Origin of the sequence: Pedobacter terrestris, from assembly GCF_052343045.1 — a bacterium.
In the GTDB taxonomy this organism is placed as follows: Bacteria; Bacteroidota; Bacteroidia; order Sphingobacteriales; family Sphingobacteriaceae; genus Pedobacter.
This window is the reverse complement of the sequence record NZ_CP180264.1, coordinates 2,484,756-2,502,228: the sequence shown is the minus strand read 5'-3', so window position 1 is coordinate 2,502,228 and position 17,473 is coordinate 2,484,756. Positions and strand designations below refer to the sequence as shown.

15 protein-coding genes and 1 tRNA gene are annotated in these 17,473 nt (G+C 37.8%); 7 read left to right on the top strand and 9 right to left on the bottom strand.

Annotated elements, in window-relative coordinates; translation table 11 throughout:
- The first annotated feature begins 4 nt into the window (after window positions 1–4).
- The 4 genes from ACJVDH_RS10640 to ACJVDH_RS10625 all read left to right on the top strand — a co-directional run bounded on the left by ACJVDH_RS10640 (window position 5) and on the right by ACJVDH_RS10625 (window position 2,805).
- A complete protein-coding gene (locus ACJVDH_RS10640) occupies window positions 5–1,111 on the top strand; it encodes a PepSY-associated TM helix domain-containing protein (RefSeq protein WP_443947550.1) in 1,107 nt (368 codons plus the stop codon).
- Window positions 1,112–1,172: 61 nt separating this feature from the next.
- Window positions 1,173–1,529, top strand: coding sequence for a winged helix-turn-helix transcriptional regulator (locus ACJVDH_RS10635; RefSeq protein ID WP_443947549.1), 357 nt, complete (start codon window positions 1,173–1,175; stop codon window positions 1,527–1,529).
- A gap of 276 nt (window positions 1,530–1,805) precedes the next feature.
- A complete protein-coding gene (locus ACJVDH_RS10630; RefSeq protein WP_443947548.1) occupies window positions 1,806–2,039 on the top strand; it encodes a hypothetical protein in 234 nt (77 codons plus the stop codon).
- 202 nt (window positions 2,040–2,241) lie between these two features.
- Complete coding sequence (locus tag ACJVDH_RS10625) at window positions 2,242–2,805, top strand: RNA polymerase sigma factor (protein ID WP_443947547.1); 564 nt, start codon at window positions 2,242–2,244, stop codon at window positions 2,803–2,805.
- A gap of 321 nt (window positions 2,806–3,126) precedes the next feature.
- Here the strand turns inward: ACJVDH_RS10625 and ACJVDH_RS10620 are convergent, their stop codons facing one another.
- Together ACJVDH_RS10620 and ACJVDH_RS10615 are read right to left on the bottom strand one after the other, a co-directional pair.
- Window positions 3,127–3,480, bottom strand: a complete 354-nt coding sequence (locus ACJVDH_RS10620) for a response regulator (protein WP_443947546.1) — start codon at window positions 3,478–3,480, stop codon at window positions 3,127–3,129.
- A gap of 84 nt (window positions 3,481–3,564) precedes the next feature.
- Window positions 3,565–4,017 (bottom strand): GNAT family N-acetyltransferase, encoded by a 453-nt coding sequence (locus tag ACJVDH_RS10615; protein WP_443947545.1) that lies wholly within the window; start codon window positions 4,015–4,017, stop codon window positions 3,565–3,567.
- Window positions 4,018–4,200: 183 nt separating this feature from the next.
- On the opposite strand from ACJVDH_RS10615, the gene ACJVDH_RS10610 reads away from it, so the two are divergent.
- Complete coding sequence (locus ACJVDH_RS10610; protein WP_443947544.1) at window positions 4,201–4,659, top strand: hypothetical protein; 459 nt, start codon at window positions 4,201–4,203, stop codon at window positions 4,657–4,659.
- A 517-nt stretch (window positions 4,660–5,176) separates the two neighbouring features.
- On the opposite strand, the gene ACJVDH_RS10605 is transcribed toward ACJVDH_RS10610, so the two are convergent.
- Window positions 5,177–5,256 (bottom strand) — tRNA-Leu (locus tag ACJVDH_RS10605).
- A gap of 90 nt (window positions 5,257–5,346) precedes the next feature.
- A complete protein-coding gene (locus tag ACJVDH_RS10600) occupies window positions 5,347–5,658 on the bottom strand; it encodes a DUF3817 domain-containing protein (RefSeq protein WP_443947543.1) in 312 nt (103 codons plus the stop codon).
- 140 nt (window positions 5,659–5,798) lie between these two features.
- Between ACJVDH_RS10600 and ACJVDH_RS10595 the strand changes: the two genes are divergently transcribed.
- The gene (locus tag ACJVDH_RS10595; protein WP_443947542.1) at window positions 5,799–6,944 is read left to right on the top strand and encodes a serine hydrolase domain-containing protein; all 1,146 of its coding nucleotides are present in this window, start codon (window positions 5,799–5,801) and stop codon (window positions 6,942–6,944) included.
- Window positions 6,945–7,014: 70 nt separating this feature from the next.
- Here ACJVDH_RS10595 and ACJVDH_RS10590 read toward each other — a convergent pair whose 3' ends face one another.
- Both ACJVDH_RS10590 and ACJVDH_RS10585 read right to left on the bottom strand, forming a co-directional pair.
- Window positions 7,015–8,196 (bottom strand): AIR synthase related protein, encoded by a 1,182-nt coding sequence (locus tag ACJVDH_RS10590; protein WP_443947541.1) that lies wholly within the window; start codon window positions 8,194–8,196, stop codon window positions 7,015–7,017.
- Window positions 8,197–8,503: 307 nt separating this feature from the next.
- Window positions 8,504–10,678, bottom strand: coding sequence for a glutamine synthetase III family protein (locus ACJVDH_RS10585; RefSeq protein WP_443947540.1), 2,175 nt, complete (start codon window positions 10,676–10,678; stop codon window positions 8,504–8,506).
- 203 nt (window positions 10,679–10,881) lie between these two features.
- Here ACJVDH_RS10585 and ACJVDH_RS10580 point away from each other — a divergent pair, with 203 nt between their 5' ends.
- Window positions 10,882–11,733: an energy transducer TonB gene (locus tag ACJVDH_RS10580; protein ID WP_443947539.1), complete on the top strand. Its 852-nt coding sequence runs from the start codon at window positions 10,882–10,884 to the stop codon at window positions 11,731–11,733.
- A gap of 392 nt (window positions 11,734–12,125) precedes the next feature.
- Here the strand turns inward: ACJVDH_RS10580 and ACJVDH_RS10575 are convergent, their stop codons facing one another.
- The 3 genes from ACJVDH_RS10575 to ACJVDH_RS10565 all read right to left on the bottom strand — a co-directional run bounded on the left by ACJVDH_RS10575 (window position 12,126) and on the right by ACJVDH_RS10565 (window position 17,469).
- Window positions 12,126–12,521 carry a hypothetical protein gene (locus ACJVDH_RS10575; RefSeq protein WP_443947538.1) on the bottom strand — a complete coding sequence of 132 codons (396 nt, stop codon included), beginning with the start codon at window positions 12,519–12,521 and terminating at the stop codon, window positions 12,126–12,128.
- A gap of 113 nt (window positions 12,522–12,634) precedes the next feature.
- The gene (gene purL / locus ACJVDH_RS10570) at window positions 12,635–16,327 is read right to left on the bottom strand and encodes a phosphoribosylformylglycinamidine synthase (RefSeq protein WP_443947537.1); all 3,693 of its coding nucleotides are present in this window, start codon (window positions 16,325–16,327) and stop codon (window positions 12,635–12,637) included.
- A gap of 299 nt (window positions 16,328–16,626) precedes the next feature.
- A complete protein-coding gene (locus tag ACJVDH_RS10565; protein WP_443947536.1) occupies window positions 16,627–17,469 on the bottom strand; it encodes an SDR family NAD(P)-dependent oxidoreductase in 843 nt (280 codons plus the stop codon).
- Window positions 17,470–17,473 lie beyond the last annotated feature (4 nt).

Sequence of the window (17,473 nt, the reverse complement as noted above, 5' to 3'; positions counted from 1 at the left end):
ATAAATGGGCAGAAGAAAAAATCGGGTAACCAAATGGTTATTCAATCTTCATGGATGGCTCGGTCTTTTGGCCGGGCTATTCTTCCTGTTCTATGGTTTTTCTGGGTCATTATTGATGTTTAGAACAGATTTGGATCGCTATTTCAACGCCGAATTACACAATATTGAACCGAAAGGCAAAATGTTGGGTATAGATGGGATTTACCGAAATCTGGTGCTAAACCATCAAAACCTGACTAAAATTGTAATGCATGATTTTCCAGCCAACGCGAGAGACAGTTACGAGTTTATGGCCTACAAAAATGTGGGTAGCGTTACGGAAAATTACCTCTATTACATTTGTGTTGATCCATATTCCGGAAAAATATTGCGTGAGGGAAGTTATGGTGAACTGCAACCTTCATTTTTCCGGTGGATGTATTCTTTGCATTACAGTTTGCAACTGGGGATGCCGGGCAAACTTTTTACAGCTTGTATCGGACTGGTGATGTTGCTTTCACTAATCAGCGGATTGGTTATTTACCGAAAACACCTTTGGTCTGCCTTGTGCTTTAAGGTAAAAGTCAATATGAAATCTGGTCGTTTGGCAATGTCCGGACTACACCGCATCGTTGGGGTTTGGGCAACCTTGTTTATTGCAATTTTATTTTTTAGCGGATTTTGGATGAATAGGTCTCATTTTGATCCATCCATGTGGAAATTGAAAAAATCGGTTAAAAATATTTTAGTCGCCGTAAACATAGATACGTTGGTCAGCAGATCGAAAAAGCTGGTGAACGGTTTTGAGCCGATAGCAGTAAATATTCCAACCACTCCGCATCAACCAGTTTTGGTTAAAGGGCATATGCCTCAAAGCGGAGAATTTTTGTACAGAGGCAAAGCAAGTTCTTTTGCTTTCGATCCGGATTCCGGAAAGTTAATCAAAGTTTCGGTGATAGAAAAACAGCCTTTTGCTGTGCGGTTTGATGCCTGGATGTATCAATTACACATTGGGGCATTTGGTGGTGTGTTACTAAAATGGTTTTACGTTGTGCTTGGCATTTTACCGGGCTTTTTGTCTATTAGTGGCGCAGTGTTGTGGTTTAAAAAACAATCATTCCAAAAGAAATAAATAATGATTTGCATTCTCGGCATTTCAGTAACTTTGTTTCTTTACGTAACAAAAGGCAAAAATGGAATGTCATATAAAAGATTTTACTGCAGAACATAAAAAAGAAATGATGGCCGTTCAAGATTCAATGGATGTGCTAAACGGAAAGTGGAAAATTGCCATCATTTCTTCCATATGTTTTTACAACAAAAGGCGCTTTTCTGATATTTTGAATGATGTAGTTGGTATCTCAAATAAAATGTTAAGTAAAGAACTAAAAGAGCTGGAAATTAATAAGTTAATTAATAGAACAGTTATGGATACACAACCCATTACCGTTAGATATACGCTTACCGAACATGGTAAGACGTTGCAAACCATTATCGACAATTTAACGAAGTGGGGACTTGAACATCGTAAGAAAATTATTGAGGGCTGAGGAGCAAAACGTGTAAACTAAACCAAAATAGCGGATTACATTACACGTGTTGTCAAGGCAATTGCGCTTCCGCGCGAGAACCAATTCTGAAATAAAAAGTTTCATTTTACGTACAACAAACAGCTTTAACCTATTCGTTTTTGTTGTTGCAATACAACGTTTTAGTAAATCTTTTAGACCGCACTTTGCGTTTATATTATCAAACGACGGGTAAAACCGGAAACAGAATACGCTGAAAATCTATAACAGAGTAGGCAAAATAAAAAACTTGATATTATGAAAATGCAAGAATTGAATTTAAACGAAATGAAAGAAATTAACGGTGGCGGTATCTTTGGAAACAATGATTCCTCTAATTCTGGTGGTTTGGGCGGAGCGCTAAATATTGGCAATCTGTTATCATTCTCTAATTCTACACAAGATGGAGATGAGTCCAGCAGCACCTCGTTCTCATTAGGTAATAACATTGGTGGTAGTTTAACTAGCATCTTTGATAGCCTAAGTTCATAATCCAACGGGTTTTGAAATTGGAAAGGAGCATTTTGAAAAAGATGCTCCTTTTTTGTTGTGGAAGATATTTTTTCTTTTTTAATTGCCTGATTTGCAGTTTTTAAAGGCTGTTCGAAATCTTTTTTTATTTCTTCGAATTGAAGAACTTTTTAAAATAATTTATGTTGAACGAGTTATGATAGGCGCTATAAAACAATCAATTGTGTCAGGTTCTGAAAAACCAACACTTTTTCTGGAGATAACTGAAGACAAACTGATTGTTGCCTTGAAAGCAGGCGAAATTCAGGCATTTAATTATTTATATAAGAAATATTCTGAAGCTTTATTTGGTGTAATTTTAAAGATTGTCAATCAACATGAAACTGCCGAAGATATTTTACAAGATGTATTTTTAAAGATTCGTAAATACATTTCTGGCTATGATGCTGCCAAAGGCCGATTATTTACCTGGATGTTGAACACTGCGCGACACGCTGCAATTGATGAACTTCGTAAAACCTCTTCTCGCGGCCGATTGCTTTGTGATGAATTGGAAGTCTGTATCCTGAAAATTGACGAGCGCGGAGGAACGCAAATCAATACGGATACAATAGGATTAAACAGGTTGTTGATCAGCTTAACTTCGCATGAACGCCAACTGCTCGATCTAATGTATTATAAAGGATTTACCCATCCCGAAGTTGCCGAGTACATGGGCATTCCGTTAGGTACAGTTAAAAGTCGTATTCGCGGAGCAATTATAAAATTGCGGCTGTATTTTGCCTGAAGAAGATACAAGGACCAAGTGGTTTGATTCGTTTAATTGAGCAAATATTAAACAATCAGCACCGGTTAGTCGTTCCGGCTAGCCAATGCTGATTAAAGAACTAAACACTTCACGTCCCAATTGTGAAGCATAGCAATTTAGCCAATTTTGTCGCGCTAAGTTTACGGTTTTCAGTAAAAAGGATAACTTTTCTCCGATTTTATACAAATCAGGTACTTATACTTTAGTCTTATTGCGATGTTTTACCTGATTGTTAAACAGAGTATTGGCTCTGTATAATCTGTGTGTTGTTTACTTTACTTTTCGTTCTTTGCTGAATTTTTAAAATCCCTTCAAGGTTTCTTCAACCACACGGAGAAGCGAATCAATTTCGAATGGTTTTTCAAGAAATCCATCCGAGAATCCATCAATATTGCTTGTGTACACTGATGCAGTTGTCAATACAATTTTAATATGAGCGGTATCGGGATTTTCCTTAATCCACCGTGCAATATCAATTCCATTCGCCACGCCGAGTTTAATGTCTAGCAAGATTAAATCGGGCTTGTTTTCGTGCAGATATTGTTTCCAGTTTTCTAAATCCTTAACCATTAAAAGCTGGTAATAATCAAACAAAACAATACCCATTACATCCCTGATATCGAGATCGTCTTCGAGAATCATAATATTCTTCATATTCAAATCTAAGGATTGCGTACTGCCGATCCTAGTTTCTTACCTTATCGCGTGTTAGTACGCAAAATGCAAAGCAATCGTCATTTAATGCGCCGCGGCAAGCATTTCAATATGCGGAATACCATCTTCCAGATACTCTTCGCCCGATTCTTCAAAGCCCAAAGTGTTGTAAAATGCTTTTGCATAACACTGCGCGCCAATACGAATGGGTACATTACCATAAATTAATCTGCATTCGTCCATCGCTTTGCGCATTAATATTTTGCCCAATCCGGTTCCTCGAGCGCTGGAATGTGTAATTACACGACCGATAGAAACCTCATCGAATGAAATTCCTGCCGGAACAAGTCGGGCGTAAGCCACTAATTTTAACTCCTTAAAAAACATCAGGTGGTGGCAATGCTGATCTTTAAAATCGGTATCGGGATAAATGCAGTTTTGCTCAATTATAAAAACTTCGTTTCTGAGATTTAAAATCTGGTAAAGTTCCTGATTGCTCAATTCAGAAAATGATTTAAGTATGCTGTGCTGATTCATCTGGGTATATTAAAACAATATTTTAATTAAATGACCTTGAAGGTACAGATCTGATGGGAGTTTTGAAAGATAAATATATTGAAACGATTTTCCGCCAGATCTGCCATTGATCAAATAAATTCTACATTGGACTTTGTGTTTTTTTGATTAAGATTGGTAAATCATTCTAACCGAGAAATAATTATGAGAAAGAAACAACTGCTTTTTTTAAGCTGTGCAACAGCATTTTTTGCGTGTACTGCACCAACACCGGATAAGGAAAAAATTTCGACACATTTACAAGGCACCTGGAAACTGATCTCTGCCACAACAACGGAACGTGGAAAAACAACGGTGACGGATTTTACTAAAAATCAGGAAATGATTAAGATCATTAATGAAAGTCACTTTTCTTTTCTTCGCCACAACTTATCTAAAGTCAAAGACTCTGTGAATGGATTTGATGCCGGCGGCGGGCGCTACGTATTAAATGGCAATGCGTATAAAGAATATCTTGATTTTTATACCGATAAAAACTGGGAAGGCAAATCATTTGATTTTAGAATCCGCTTTGCAGGAGATACGCTTATCCAAACCGGAACAGAGAAAGTACCAGAACGTGGTATTGATCGGGTAATTACAGAATGTTATCTAAAACTTTAAATTAAGTAAAATACGCGGAGATAGGAGTTGTACGTTCAAAAAATAATGATCACAACAAAGCTTTTAAAATCTTTGTTGTGACATGTAATATCTGTACATTATTTCACGCCCAACAATTCAATCAACTCATTATATAAAATCGGTTGTAACAACGGTAACATCGATACCTTTTAACAGGAATCCAGGGCATAAAAGTTTTAAATAAAACACCTCGTGGCGTACGACTCGTTTCCGGGTTTTTGCACTTCGGGCATTTCGGGCACAGCAGAACTGGCGGTTGGGAGATTGTTTTGTGACTCATAATAAGGATAGTTGATGTAAATCTAATCAAATTTTAATCTCCTTGTATGGTTAGGTAGACAATTTAATCAAAATAAGTGTTTTTACGGGTAGGAAGGGGCCCAGCAAAGTAAATTTTTAATAAAACGATATCGGGTCGGGATTAAGAATATGTTTTACTATGAAAGATAAGTGGTTTAAAACAAAAAAACCTCCGATTTCTCGAAGGTTTTTTGTGTACCCAGAGCCGGAGTCGAACCGGCACGGTTTCCCACAGGTGTTTGAGACCAGCGCGTCTACCAATTCCGCCATCTGGGCATTCCTATTTGGACGGGCTGCAAATGTAGACAACTTATTTTAATATCCAAAAACTAATTGTAGATTATTTTCGATGCTGTATTAAGTTATTTATACTCCGGTATTTACATCGGCAGGACGTTCATCTTTCAATTTACGATCTACCACAAAAGGAGCGAATGGGAGTAAGGAAGCTAGAAAAATTAAAATTGCTTTACCAAATTTCCATTTTTGCTCTTGCCAGGCCATCACTAAAAATGCAATGTAAGCAATAAACAAAATTCCATGCGCCCAACCACCATATTTAACAAATTCTTTAATGTGGAAGATGTATTTAATCGGCATGGCAATAAACAATAGAAAAATATACGAAATACCTTCGGCAACGGCTACTTTTCTAAATAGAGATAATGTACTCTTCATAATGGATTGTTTTTGCCGAAAATAGACAAAGCTTTTCTTCAGCTAAAACATCTCTGTTATTTTTACAATCTGCGTATAGAACAAAGGGTTTGATCTTTCAATTCAGTTATTTATATTGTTGCTCTATCAATTTACATCCTATGCCAAAGAAAATAAAATCTATTTTACTCACGTTGTTGATCGCTTTAAGTTTTGAAAGTTTTGGTCAAAATGCTTCGGTAGATCGAGACCTGACAGAAATTATGCAAAAATATAGCGCGGTGGGCGCGGCAATTGCAGTTGTAAGAGAAGGAAAAGTGGTATACCAAAAATCGTACGGTTACAAAGATCTCGATAAAAAAATATCTTTAATGAATAGCGATATCTTTAGAATTGCCTCAATTTCCAAGTCTTTTTCTGCAACATCAATCATGCAGTTGGTAGAGGCAGGGAAGTTGTCGCTTAATGATGATTTTAGTAAACTGGTTGGATTTAAAATCCGGAACCCGAATTTTCCCAATCAAGTAATTACCTTGAAAATGTTATTGTCACATACGTCCAGTTTGAACGATAGTCAGGGTTATTTTAACCTTGATGCGGTTAATCCAGACAGAAATTCAGATTGGGCAAAGTGTTACAATAACTATCAGCCCGGTACAAAATACGAGTACTGCAATCTGAATTTTAATTTGATTGGCGCAGTAATAGAAAAATTTTCAGGCGAACGGTTTGATCAATATGTAAAAAAACACATTCTTAGCCCTTTAGATTTGTATGCAGGATATTGTGTAGATTCTTTGGACAGTACGAAGTTCGTTAAACTATACGAATATAATGCAGCAGATAGGAGTTTTGCTGAAGCAAAGGCAGCCTATGCGCCTCGGCGTGAGGAACTTAAAAATTATGTTTTAGGATATAGTACACCGGTTTTTTCGCCCACAGGAGGCATGAAAATTTCAGCGACAGATTTAGCCAGATATATGATTATGCATATGAATTATGGTGAAGTTGACGGCAAAAGAATTATTTCGAAAAAACATGCAAAGCTGATGCAAACCAAAATTACCGACGATGAAGGTTATGGTTTGGCTTTGCGAAGTGTAGATGATTTGATTGCGGGAGTAAATCTAAAAGGACATAATGGCTCTGCCTATGGTTTGTACAGTACAATGTTTTTTAACCCGAAAGAAAAGTACGGTTTTGTGGTAATCACGAATGGATGTAATCCAACTTACACTGGCGGCTATTGCGATTTTAGTCGCGAGGCAGTAAATGCACTTTATAAAAGGTTTATAGTAGAGAAATAACCCGGTTCGAAACAATAAACGCCGTCATTTTAGAAAAAAGACAGCGTTTTATTTAGTAAGGTTGATTCTTTTAATTGTAAACGAAAGTGCCGTTTTCGCTTTCTATCGTTACTTGTTTTCGAGCACTTTTTTCTACTCTTCCAATAATTTGAGCATCGATGTTGAAGCCATTTGCAATGTCTATTATAGACTGTGCAATCTCTTCAGGAACATACAATTCCATTCTATGCCCCATGTTAAATACTTTATACATTTCTTTCCAGTCTGTGCCAGATTGTTCTTGAATTAACTTGAATAAAGGTGGAACCGGGAATAAATTATCTTTAATAACATGTACATCATCATTCACAAAGTGAAGCACTTTAGTTTGTGCGCCGCCGCTGCAATGTACAATTCCATCAATTTGGGCACGGTGTTGTTCTAAAATTTTCTTGATTACCGGTGCATATGTACGGGTAGGAGAAAGAACAAGTTTGCCTGCAGTAATTTTCCCGAAACCTTCAACCTCTATTTCGTCTGTTAGTTTAGTGGCACCAGAAAATACAAGATCAAAGGGTACAGCTGGATCAAAGCTTTCGGGATAAGCATTAGCAACAGTTTTATCGAAAACATCGTGACGGGCAGATGTCAATCCGTTTGAACCCATGCCGCCATTGTATTCGCTTTCGTAACTGGCCTGACCGTAAGATGCCAAACCTACAACTACGTTGCCAGGTTTAATGTTATCGTTGCTAATAATGTCACTGCGTTTTAATCGGCAGGTAACGGTAGAATCCACTATAATTGTACGCACTAAATCGCCAACATCAGCCGTTTCTCCTCCGGTGGAATAAATAGAAATCCCTTGTTCGCGTAAATCTGCCAAGATTTCTTCTGTTCCGTTGATGATATCCGCGATGACTTCTCCAGAGATCAGGTTTTTATTGCGGCCAATAGTTGATGAAAGCAAAATGTGATCTGTTGCGCCAACGCAAATCAAATCATCAATATTCATAATAATAGCATCTTGTGCAATACCTTTCCAAACAGACGCATCTCCGGTTTCTTTCCAATACACATAAGCTAAAGACGACTTTGTTCCTGCACCATCGGCATGCATAATATTACAGTAATCTGCATCACCACCTAATACATCAGGAATGATTTTACAAAATGCTTTAGGAAAAATTCCTTTGTCGATATTTTTGATGGCATTATGCACATCTTCTTTTGAGGCAGAAACGCCACGTTGATTGTATCGGTTATCACTCATGTTGGCGCAAAGATAAGGAATAGAGGTAAAAGGTGGAAGGTAAAAGATAAAAGGTTTTTAGCATGGCTAAAAGAGACCAGTTAACAGTTTTGACCACTCAGTTGCTAGTTACCATTTCACAAATGATCAATCAATATAATCTCGATATCTTTGCGATTGCCCACGAAGCAATCTCACTTTGCAAGGTTATTTTTATAGATTGCTTCGTGCCTCGCAATGACGATGCGCATAAACTTACCCAACAAAAAAGGCGTAAAGTTCTCACTTCACGCCTTTTTTCTTTTGCTTTAAGCTGTTTGCTTTCCGCTTATTTCAAGAATAACAATTCTCTGAATTTTGGCAATGGCCAAACGCTATCGTCAACAATTTGCTCCAATTTATCTGCATGGTAGCGAATGGTATCGAAATAGGTTTTAACTTTCTCATCGTAAGCCACAGCTTTCTCACGTGTATCGTCAATTTTGTTGGTTACTTTACGTTCTTCCAACATCGCATCGATATTCGTTTTGAAAGTTGATAAATGCTCAGATAATTTGCTTACAATTTCCAAAGGAACTTTTGCATCTAAACCAAGATCTTTTAAGCCTTTAGCATTATCGATCAATTTGTTTTGATATGCAATTGCAGCAGGGATAATTGCAGTGTTTGCAACTTCGCCCATTACACGTGCCTCAATCTGAAGTTTTTTGTAGAAATTCTCTAACATGATTTCATGACGGGCATGAATTTCACGTGAGCTATAGATACCTGTAGATTCAAATAAAGCTGAAGATTTTTCGCTTAAATATGCATCTAGTGCTTTAGGTGTAGTTTTGATGTTGGATAAACCACGTGCTGCAGCTTCATCTTCCCACTCCTGGCTGTAACCATTTCCTTCAAAACGGATGGATTTAGATTCTTTGATGTATTTCTTGATTACTGTTAAAAGAGCGATATCTTTTTTGTCGCCTTTTTTGATCAATTTATCTACTTCAACTTTGAATTTTGTCAACTGCTCTGCAACGATTGCATTTAATACGGTCATTGGTGCAGAAGAGTTTGCAGAAGAACCCACCGCTCTTAACTCAAATTTATTACCTGTAAAGGCAAATGGAGAAGTACGGTTACGATCGGTATTGTCTAACAAGATTTGTGGGATTTTAGGGATACCTAACCACAAAGCATTGTCTTCTTTGATTTTTTTGCTGATACGTGAATGTTCAATCTCATCCAAAACATCATTCAATTGAGAACCTAAGAAGATTGAAATGATTGCTGGTGGCGCTTCGTTAGCACCTAAACGGTGATCGTTACTTACTGAAGCAATACTTGCACGCAATAAATCTGCATGTTCGCTTACTGCTTTGATTGTGTTTACAAAAAACGCTAAGAACATCAGGTTGTTTTTAGGCGTTTTTCCTGGAGCCAATAAGTTTTTACCCGTATCTGTAATGATAGACCAGTTGTTGTGTTTACCAGAGCCGTTAATACCTGCATAAGGTTTTTCATGCAATAAAACGCGGAAATGGTGACGACGAGCAACTTTCTCCATAATATCCATTAACAATTGATTGTGGTCAATTGCAAGATTGATTTCTTCATAAATTGGCGCGCACTCAAATTGGGAAGGTGCAACCTCATTATGACGGGTTTTTAATGGAATACCTAATTTTAGGGCCTCATTTTCAAAATCTACCATGAAAGTGAATACACGCTCAGGAATAGAACCGAAATAATGATCTTCTAATTGCTGGCCTTTTGCAGACATGTGTCCGAATAATGTACGGCCTGTTAATAATAAATCCGGACGTGCATTGAACAACGACTCATCTACTAAAAAATATTCTTGCTCAATACCTAAAGAAGCATTTACTTTAGTAATGCTTTTATCAAAATATTGGCAAACATCAACTGCGGCTTTATCAAGTGCAGCCAATGCTTTTAACAAAGGCGCTTTATAATCCAAGGCTTCTCCGGTATAAGATACGAATACAGTAGGAATGCAAAGTGTTTTACCTGCTTTACTTTCCATTATGAAAGCCGGAGATGAAGGATCCCAGGCTGTATAACCACGCGCTTCGAACGTGTTGCGAATACCACCATTCGGAAAGCTTGAAGCATCAGGTTCTTGTTGAACTAGTGCACTTCCAGCAAATTTCTCAATTGCACCATCGCCGCTAGGCTCAAAAAAAGAATCGTGTTTTTCTGCGGTTGTTCCGGTTAAAGGTTGGAACCAGTGCGTATAGTGCGTAGCGCCAGCGCTCATTGCCCAAGCTTTCATAGCTGTAGCAATTTGGTTGGCATCATCAGAATTAATTAATTCACCTTGGTTGATCGATGAAATTAATTTTTCATATACGTCTTTAGATAAGAAATCTCTCATTTTTCTCTTATCAAATACATTCGAGCCATAAAAGTCAGAAATTTTCGCAGATGGTGATTTAACTTCTGGTGAAATTCTGTTTTGAGCCTCTTTTAATGCGATGGTTCTTAAGCTTTTCATTAAATTCTTATATTTTTTGTCAAAAATAGTATTATTTATGAATTTTTATAAAACAAAATGCCTTATTACATTAGTTTTATCAAAAACGTAAAACAAAATTGTTTTAGGTGTTTCAAATTGCACAATTTGCAATTGAACTGCTTTTTTATTTTCCTTTTATGGAATTGTTCTTTTGACTGCATCATGCAATAAACTCAGAAACTATGTTCAATTCTTCAATTAACGTATACAAGACCGAGTGGCTTGATCTTGTATTTGCAGACCGCAACAAAAACTATGGTGCTTATGAATTGAGGTCAAAATCATCGACGATTATGACACGTGCACTTTTAATTTCCAGTGCTGCTTTTATGCTGGCTTGTGCATCTCCACTAATTTACAGTAAATTATTTCCTTCATCATTGTTAAATACAGATGCTGCCGGGCCAACAAAATTGATTCCGGTATCGCTTGATCATATTTACGATATGAAAAAAGAGATTCCGCAAGAAAAACCTGAACCTAAGAAAGCCGAACCGGTAAAAGTGAAAACGGTTGCCAATCCGTCAAATATTGTGGTGGTTGATAAGGCAAATCTTCCTGAACCGCCCACAATGGATCAGTTAAAAGACGCCGTTGTGAGTGATAAAACACAAGACGGTGTAATACAACCTGATTTGGTCATCAACACAGATACAAACAACGGTGATGGCAACGGTACTGTGAATACAGGTTCTGAAACAGGCAGCGGAGGCGAAATTATAGGCATTGAAGGTGTTGATGAATATCCAGAATTTAGCGGCGGTATGAAAGCCTGGGCAAAATATATTCAACGAAATTTACGTTATCCCTCACAGGCACAAGATGAAGGCGTACAAGGCAAAGTATTTATCAGTTTTGTGGTAGAGCGTGATGGCTCCATTACAGATGTTAAAGTTTTGCGCGGAATTGGATTTGGTTGTGATGAAGAAGCTGCAAAAGTGATTCGCAAGTCACCACTTTGGAAGCCTGGAAAAAACAAAGGAAACACTGTACGTGTACGCTACAACATGCCAATTACTTTTACTATGATGTAGACTTCAACTAAATAACGCGCCCATATTTACATTTTTGCACGCTCTCTTTAAAAATTATACACTAGTTCAGCAATATCTGAACTAGTGTAATGTGTTAAAATTAAGGTAGTAGTATAAAAATACTTTAATATAAGTTTTAAATACATGTGTTTCTGTTGTCAACGGACGATTGCAATTCAATCGGTCTCCCTTCAGTTTGAGTTGTAGATTCAAAATATTAAAAACAGTGAAAGTTCGCCATTTAACCCAATTAATGAAACTTTATAGGTATTTAAGTTACTCATGTGATCAATCCGCGTATGAATATTTAAAGATTTTCCTGTCTTTGCGTGTTCATCAATCGATAGCAATAAAGCTTGGTGGTTTAGTAAGGCATAACTTGCATCTTTAAGTCAGCTTCTAAAGCTATAACTCATTTTATAGCTCAATAATTTTTCGGCGGTGAGGCGTTCATAAAAGAAATTGGTTATCATAGACTCTGCTTCTACCACAAATGAAACATCATCAGGATGATTGGTCTGTAAAATATTTTCAAATGTTACTGTTTCGGGATTTAAGCCATGAATGTCAAAAATCTTCGGACTAACATTAGACAAAGACATATCAAAAAAATCTACAATATAATAATAGAAAGGACCGCTGCTGAAAATGGCGTTTGTAATGTCATCAAAATTTATGTCTGGTGTTTCTACTAAAGCCGCAGATCTGCTCAACAACCAGGTTTGGTGAAGTTTTTTTAAAGTTCTAATTTCATTGAGCGCGTAGTTTAGAGTTTCTAATTGACTCATTTTCAAGAAAATAAACAGCAAAAAAAAATCCTCAAAGCTGGTTTACAACTATGAGGATAGGTTTTATTCGTTTTAAACAAACACTGAAAGTGCTTTTTCCCTAATTCTACGGATTATTTTGTGTTTTCAACCCATTTTCTGGCATTAACAAAAGCTTCAATCCATGGAGAAACTTCGTCTTTTCGGCCATTTGGATAATTTGCCCAATGCCATTGAAATAAAGATCGCTCAATATGTGGCATCATTACCAAGTGTCGGCCGGTTTCATCACACATCATGGCAGTATTATAGTCAGATCCGTTTGGATTTGCCGGATAACTTTCATACGCATATTTAGCCACAATCTGGTATTGATCTTCAGCGTATGGCAACGCAAACTGACCTTCGCCATGCGAAACCCAAACACCTAACGTGCTGCCAGCCAATGTTGACAGCATGATTGAATTGTTTTCTTGTAATGTTAATGAAGTGAAAATACTTTCGTGTTTGCCGCTTTTATTGTGGAGCATTTTTGGTTTTTCGTCGTGATTTTTGTTGATTAAGCCAAGCTCAATAAACAACTGGCAACCATTACAAATACCAACCGATAAAGTATCCGGGCGGGCAAAGAAATTCTCAAGTGCTACGCGTGCTTTTTCATTGTACATAAATGCGCCGGCCCAACCTTTTGCAGAACCCAAAACATCCGAATTGGAAAATCCACCAACTGCACCAATGAATTGAATGTCTTCAAGCGTTTCACGACCGGTAATTAAATCCGTCATGTGTACATCTTTTACATCAAAACCGGCAAGATACATGGCATTTGCAAGCTCGCGTTCAGAATTACTGCCTTTCTCGCGGATAATGGCTGCTTTTGGTCTTGGTTTTGACGCGTCAATTACTGGTTTTTTCCCGTCAAACTGTGCCGGGAAATTGTATTGCAAAGGTTGGTTTTTGTAATTTGCATAACGTTCTTTTGCTAAACCTGCACCAGTTTGTTTCTCATCAAGAAGATATGAGGTTTTAAACCAGGTATCTCTAAGCTGCTCAATATCGAAAAGTTCTGTATGGCCATTATTGGAAATACTTAATTCATTTCCTTCATTTACCGATCCAATTTTATAGAATGTTACGCCATTTGCCTCAAGTAATTCTTCTGCGCTGGCATCCGCCTGAAACACAATCCCGATATTTTCAGCAAATAAGACTTTGAAAAGATCTGTTTCGTTTAGTGAAGAAAGATCTATTGTTGCGCTTAGATTGCGGTCTGCGAAACACATTTCAAGCAATGTAGTAATTAAACCACCACTGCCAATATCATGTCCGGCTTGTATTTTATCTTCTTTAATTAGTTGCTGTAAAGTATTAAATGCAATTTTCAGTTTTGCAGCATCTTTAATATCTGGAGTTTCAGAACCAATTTTATTTAGAATCTGTGCAAAAGAAGATCCACCCAATTTATAGCTGTCATTAGATAAATTGATGTAATAAATTGACCCGCCATCTTTTTTCAATACCGGTTCTACTACTTGAGTAATGTCACTGCAATTTCCAGCAGCAGAAATAATTACCGTTCCAGGCGCAATAACATCGCCATTTTGGTATTTCTGTTTCATGGAAAGGGAATCTTTTCCGGTAGGAATGTTGATGCCCAAATCAATCGCAAAATCAGAACACGCTTTTACTGCGTTATATAATCTGGCATCTTCACCTTCGTTTTTACATGCCCACATCCAGTTTGCAGATAAAGAAACACTGGTTAAACCATCTTTTAGAGGTGCCCAGATAAGATTTGAAAGGGATTCTGCAATAGCATTTCGGCTACCAGCGGCAGGATCTATCAGCGCAGATAAAGGCGCGTGGCCAACTGAAGTAGCAATTCCTTCTTTGCCCTGAAAATCAAGCGCCATAACACCGCAGTTATTTAAAGGCAATTGCAACGGACCAACAGTTTGTTGTTTTGCAACGCGCCCGCCAACGCAGCGGTCTACTTTGTTGGTTAACCAATCTTTAGAAGCTACGGCTTCTAATTGTAAAACCTGATTTAATAAATTGCGGAATTGCTCCATATTTGACGGATCGTAAACCAAATCTGCATATTTGCGGTCGATGGTTTTATCTTCCATTACAATTTTTGGCGAGCTGCCAAACATATCTTTCAATTCCAAATCCATTGGTTTTACACCGGTTTTCTCTGATTTGAATGTAAAACGATGATCGCCGGTAACTTTACCAACTGTATACATCGGAGAACGCTCACGATCTGCAATTTTTTGAAGGGTTTCGATATGTTCATTACCGATAACCAAACCCATACGCTCCTGAGATTCGTTGCCGATAATTTCTTTTGCAGAAAGGGTAGGATCGCCTACCGGAAGTTTATCCAAATTGATTAAACCGCCAGTTTCTTCAACCAACTCTGATAAACAGTTTAAATGGCCTCCAGCGCCGTGATCGTGAATAGAAACAATTGGATTGTGATCGCTTTCTACCATACCACGAACAGCATTTGCCGCTCTTTTTTGCATTTCTGGGTTTGAACGTTGAATGGCGTTTAATTCAATTCCCGTTCCGAATGCTCCGGTATCTGCAGAAGATACTGCTGCACCGCCCATTCCAATTCTATAATTTTCGCCACCTAAAATAACAATGTTATCGCCTTCTTGTGGCTTTTGTTTTTGTGCCTGACTTGCCTTACCATAACCTACGCCACCAGCAAGCATAATTACTTTATCAAATCCTAATTTTCTTGGAGCCGCATCAAGTTGATCAGATTGCTCATCATGTTCAAACGTCAATACAGAGCCTGTAATCAATGGCTGGCCAAACTTATTTCCGAAATCTGTTGCACCGTTAGACGCTTTAATCAGAATGTCCATCGGCGTTTGGTACAACCATTCTCTTTCTTGCATTCCCTTTTCCCAAGGGCGATCTGTTGCTAAACGAGAAAGTGCAGTCATGTAAACCGCAGTTCCGGCAAGCGGTAAAGAACCTTGTCCGCCGGCAAGTCTATCTCTGATTTCCCCTCCAGAACCAGTTGCAGCACCGTTAAACGGTTCTACCGTAGTTGGAAAATTGTGTGTTTCTGCCTTAACGGAAATAACCGATTCAAAATCACTTGTTGCATAAAAATCAGGAATATCTGCGCGTTTTGGTGCAAATTGTTGTACCGTTGGCCCTTTAATAAAAGCCACGTTATCTTTGTATGCCGAAACAATATCGTTGGGGTTCTCTTCTGATGTTTTGCGGATAAGTTTAAATAAAGAACTTGGTTTTTCTTCGCCGTCAATTACAAATTTTCCATTGAAAATCTTATGTCTGCAATGCTCAGAATTGACTTGAGAAAAGCCGAAAACTTCAGAATCGGTTAATGGTCTTTCTAATCGTGTTGCAAGAGATTCAAGATAATTTACTTCTTCATCGCTCAGTGATAAACCTTCTTGTTTATTAAATGCCGCAATATCCGTAATGTCAAGAATGGATTCTGGCTGTATATCAATAGTGTAAACCGCTTGGTCTAAGTGATCATATTTCTGTGAAAGCATTGGGTCGTAATCCGAAAAATCTTCAGTAACCTGCTTAAATTCTTCAATGCGAATAACGCCTTGCATGTCCATATTTTGCGTAATTTCTACCGCATTTGTACTCCAGGGTGTAATCATCGCCGCCCGCGGACCAACAAAAAAACCGCTAAGCGATTGATTTGTAGAAAGTTTGGCGCCGCCAAATAACCATTCAAGTTTAGTAATGTCCGTTTCGGAAAGCGAATTATCAGTTTGAAGAACAAACACCGCTTGTGATTGACTAAGGAAGAAATGAATCATGCTTTTTTTTTGAAGCTGCAAATTTAGGTTTTTTTAATGAAAGAATACATTGTTTTTAGCCGCTAAATGCAATATAATGGTCAGTTCCTGACGAGATATCTTTATGTGTATTTTGGATAGTGAATTGGGTTTCAAATAAAATCTCAGCTTATCAATATTTGCCTTTTTTTTACTTTATCGATACAGATTTTTAAGAAGCTGGAGAAATGAAGAATGCTGATTTGGTTCAGCTTTGACAACTTAAATTACACAATTGCCGAGAAGTTGTCAAAGCTATTCCTTCGTGAACCAAATCTCTTTTAGGCGTCAAAATTTGTCGCGGTAGCCAGTGCTTTCCAATTTTCCATATCCTGCTGCACATCGGTAATTTTTGCTTGCGCAAGTTGATAGGCATCCGGACCTAAGAACAAATGCAAAGGCGGATTTTCGCTTTCAGCTGCCGCGATAATTACATCAATTCCTTTTTCCGGATCGCCAGGTTGTTGGTGATTGATTTCGACCTGATGCGCATTTTGAGAATCGCGCACTTCTTTATAAGCATCTATCGGTTGGTTTGGCACCGCTAATGATCCTGACGACAGAAAATCTGTTCTAAAATAACCAGGTTCTACAACTGTAGCTTTAATGCCGAATGATTTTACTTCTGCAGCTAAGGATTCTGTAAACCCGGCCACTGCGAATTTTGTTGCGCAGTAAATGCCAAAACCCGGAAAATTGCCGCTGAAACCTCCTATAGATGAGATATTGAAAATATGACCATATTGCTGTTTGCGCAGTTGCGGCATCACTTTACGGATTACATTTAACGATCCGAAAACATTTACATCGAAATTCTGACGAGATTCGGCATCGCTCAGTTCTTCTAAAGCACCAAGCATTCCATAACCAGCGTTATTTACCACAACATTAATCTGCCCAAATTTTGCAATAGCTTGTCCAATAGCAAGTTCTACACTTTGCTCATCAATTAAATTCATGCTAAGCGGAAGAAAATTTTCATGCTCGCCAACAGCTTTTTCTAAATCAGAAAGCGTGCGCGATGTTGCTGCAACTTGACTGCCATTTGCCAATAATTTTTTTACGAGTGTTAATCCCAGGCCTTTAGATGCGCCTGTTACAAACCATACTTTTTGTGTTTTCATATTT

Coding starts and splice junctions, on each gene's coding strand:
- ACJVDH_RS10565 (WP_443947536.1), bottom strand. CDS start 17,469: ATGAAAACACAAAAAGTATGGTTTGTAACAGGCGCATCTAAAGGCCTG.
- ACJVDH_RS10580 (WP_443947539.1), top strand. CDS start 10,882: ATGTTCAATTCTTCAATTAACGTATACAAGACCGAGTGGCTTGATCTT.
- ACJVDH_RS10620 (WP_443947546.1), bottom strand. CDS start 3,480: ATGAAGAATATTATGATTCTCGAAGACGATCTCGATATCAGGGATGTA.
- ACJVDH_RS10575 (WP_443947538.1), bottom strand. CDS start 12,521: ATGAGTCAATTAGAAACTCTAAACTACGCGCTCAATGAAATTAGAACT.
- ACJVDH_RS10630 (WP_443947548.1), top strand. CDS start 1,806: ATGAAAATGCAAGAATTGAATTTAAACGAAATGAAAGAAATTAACGGT.
- ACJVDH_RS10615 (WP_443947545.1), bottom strand. CDS start 4,017: ATGAATCAGCACAGCATACTTAAATCATTTTCTGAATTGAGCAATCAG.
- ACJVDH_RS10595 (WP_443947542.1), top strand. CDS start 5,799: ATGCCAAAGAAAATAAAATCTATTTTACTCACGTTGTTGATCGCTTTA.
- ACJVDH_RS10590 (WP_443947541.1), bottom strand. CDS start 8,196: ATGAGTGATAACCGATACAATCAACGTGGCGTTTCTGCCTCAAAAGAA.
- ACJVDH_RS10600 (WP_443947543.1), bottom strand. CDS start 5,658: ATGAAGAGTACATTATCTCTATTTAGAAAAGTAGCCGTTGCCGAAGGT.
- ACJVDH_RS10585 (WP_443947540.1), bottom strand. CDS start 10,678: ATGAAAAGCTTAAGAACCATCGCATTAAAAGAGGCTCAAAACAGAATT.
- ACJVDH_RS10640 (WP_443947550.1), top strand. CDS start 5: ATGGGCAGAAGAAAAAATCGGGTAACCAAATGGTTATTCAATCTTCAT.
- ACJVDH_RS10610 (WP_443947544.1), top strand. CDS start 4,201: ATGAGAAAGAAACAACTGCTTTTTTTAAGCTGTGCAACAGCATTTTTT.
- purL (WP_443947537.1), bottom strand. CDS start 16,327: ATGATTCATTTCTTCCTTAGTCAATCACAAGCGGTGTTTGTTCTTCAA.
- ACJVDH_RS10635 (WP_443947549.1), top strand. CDS start 1,173: ATGGAATGTCATATAAAAGATTTTACTGCAGAACATAAAAAAGAAATG.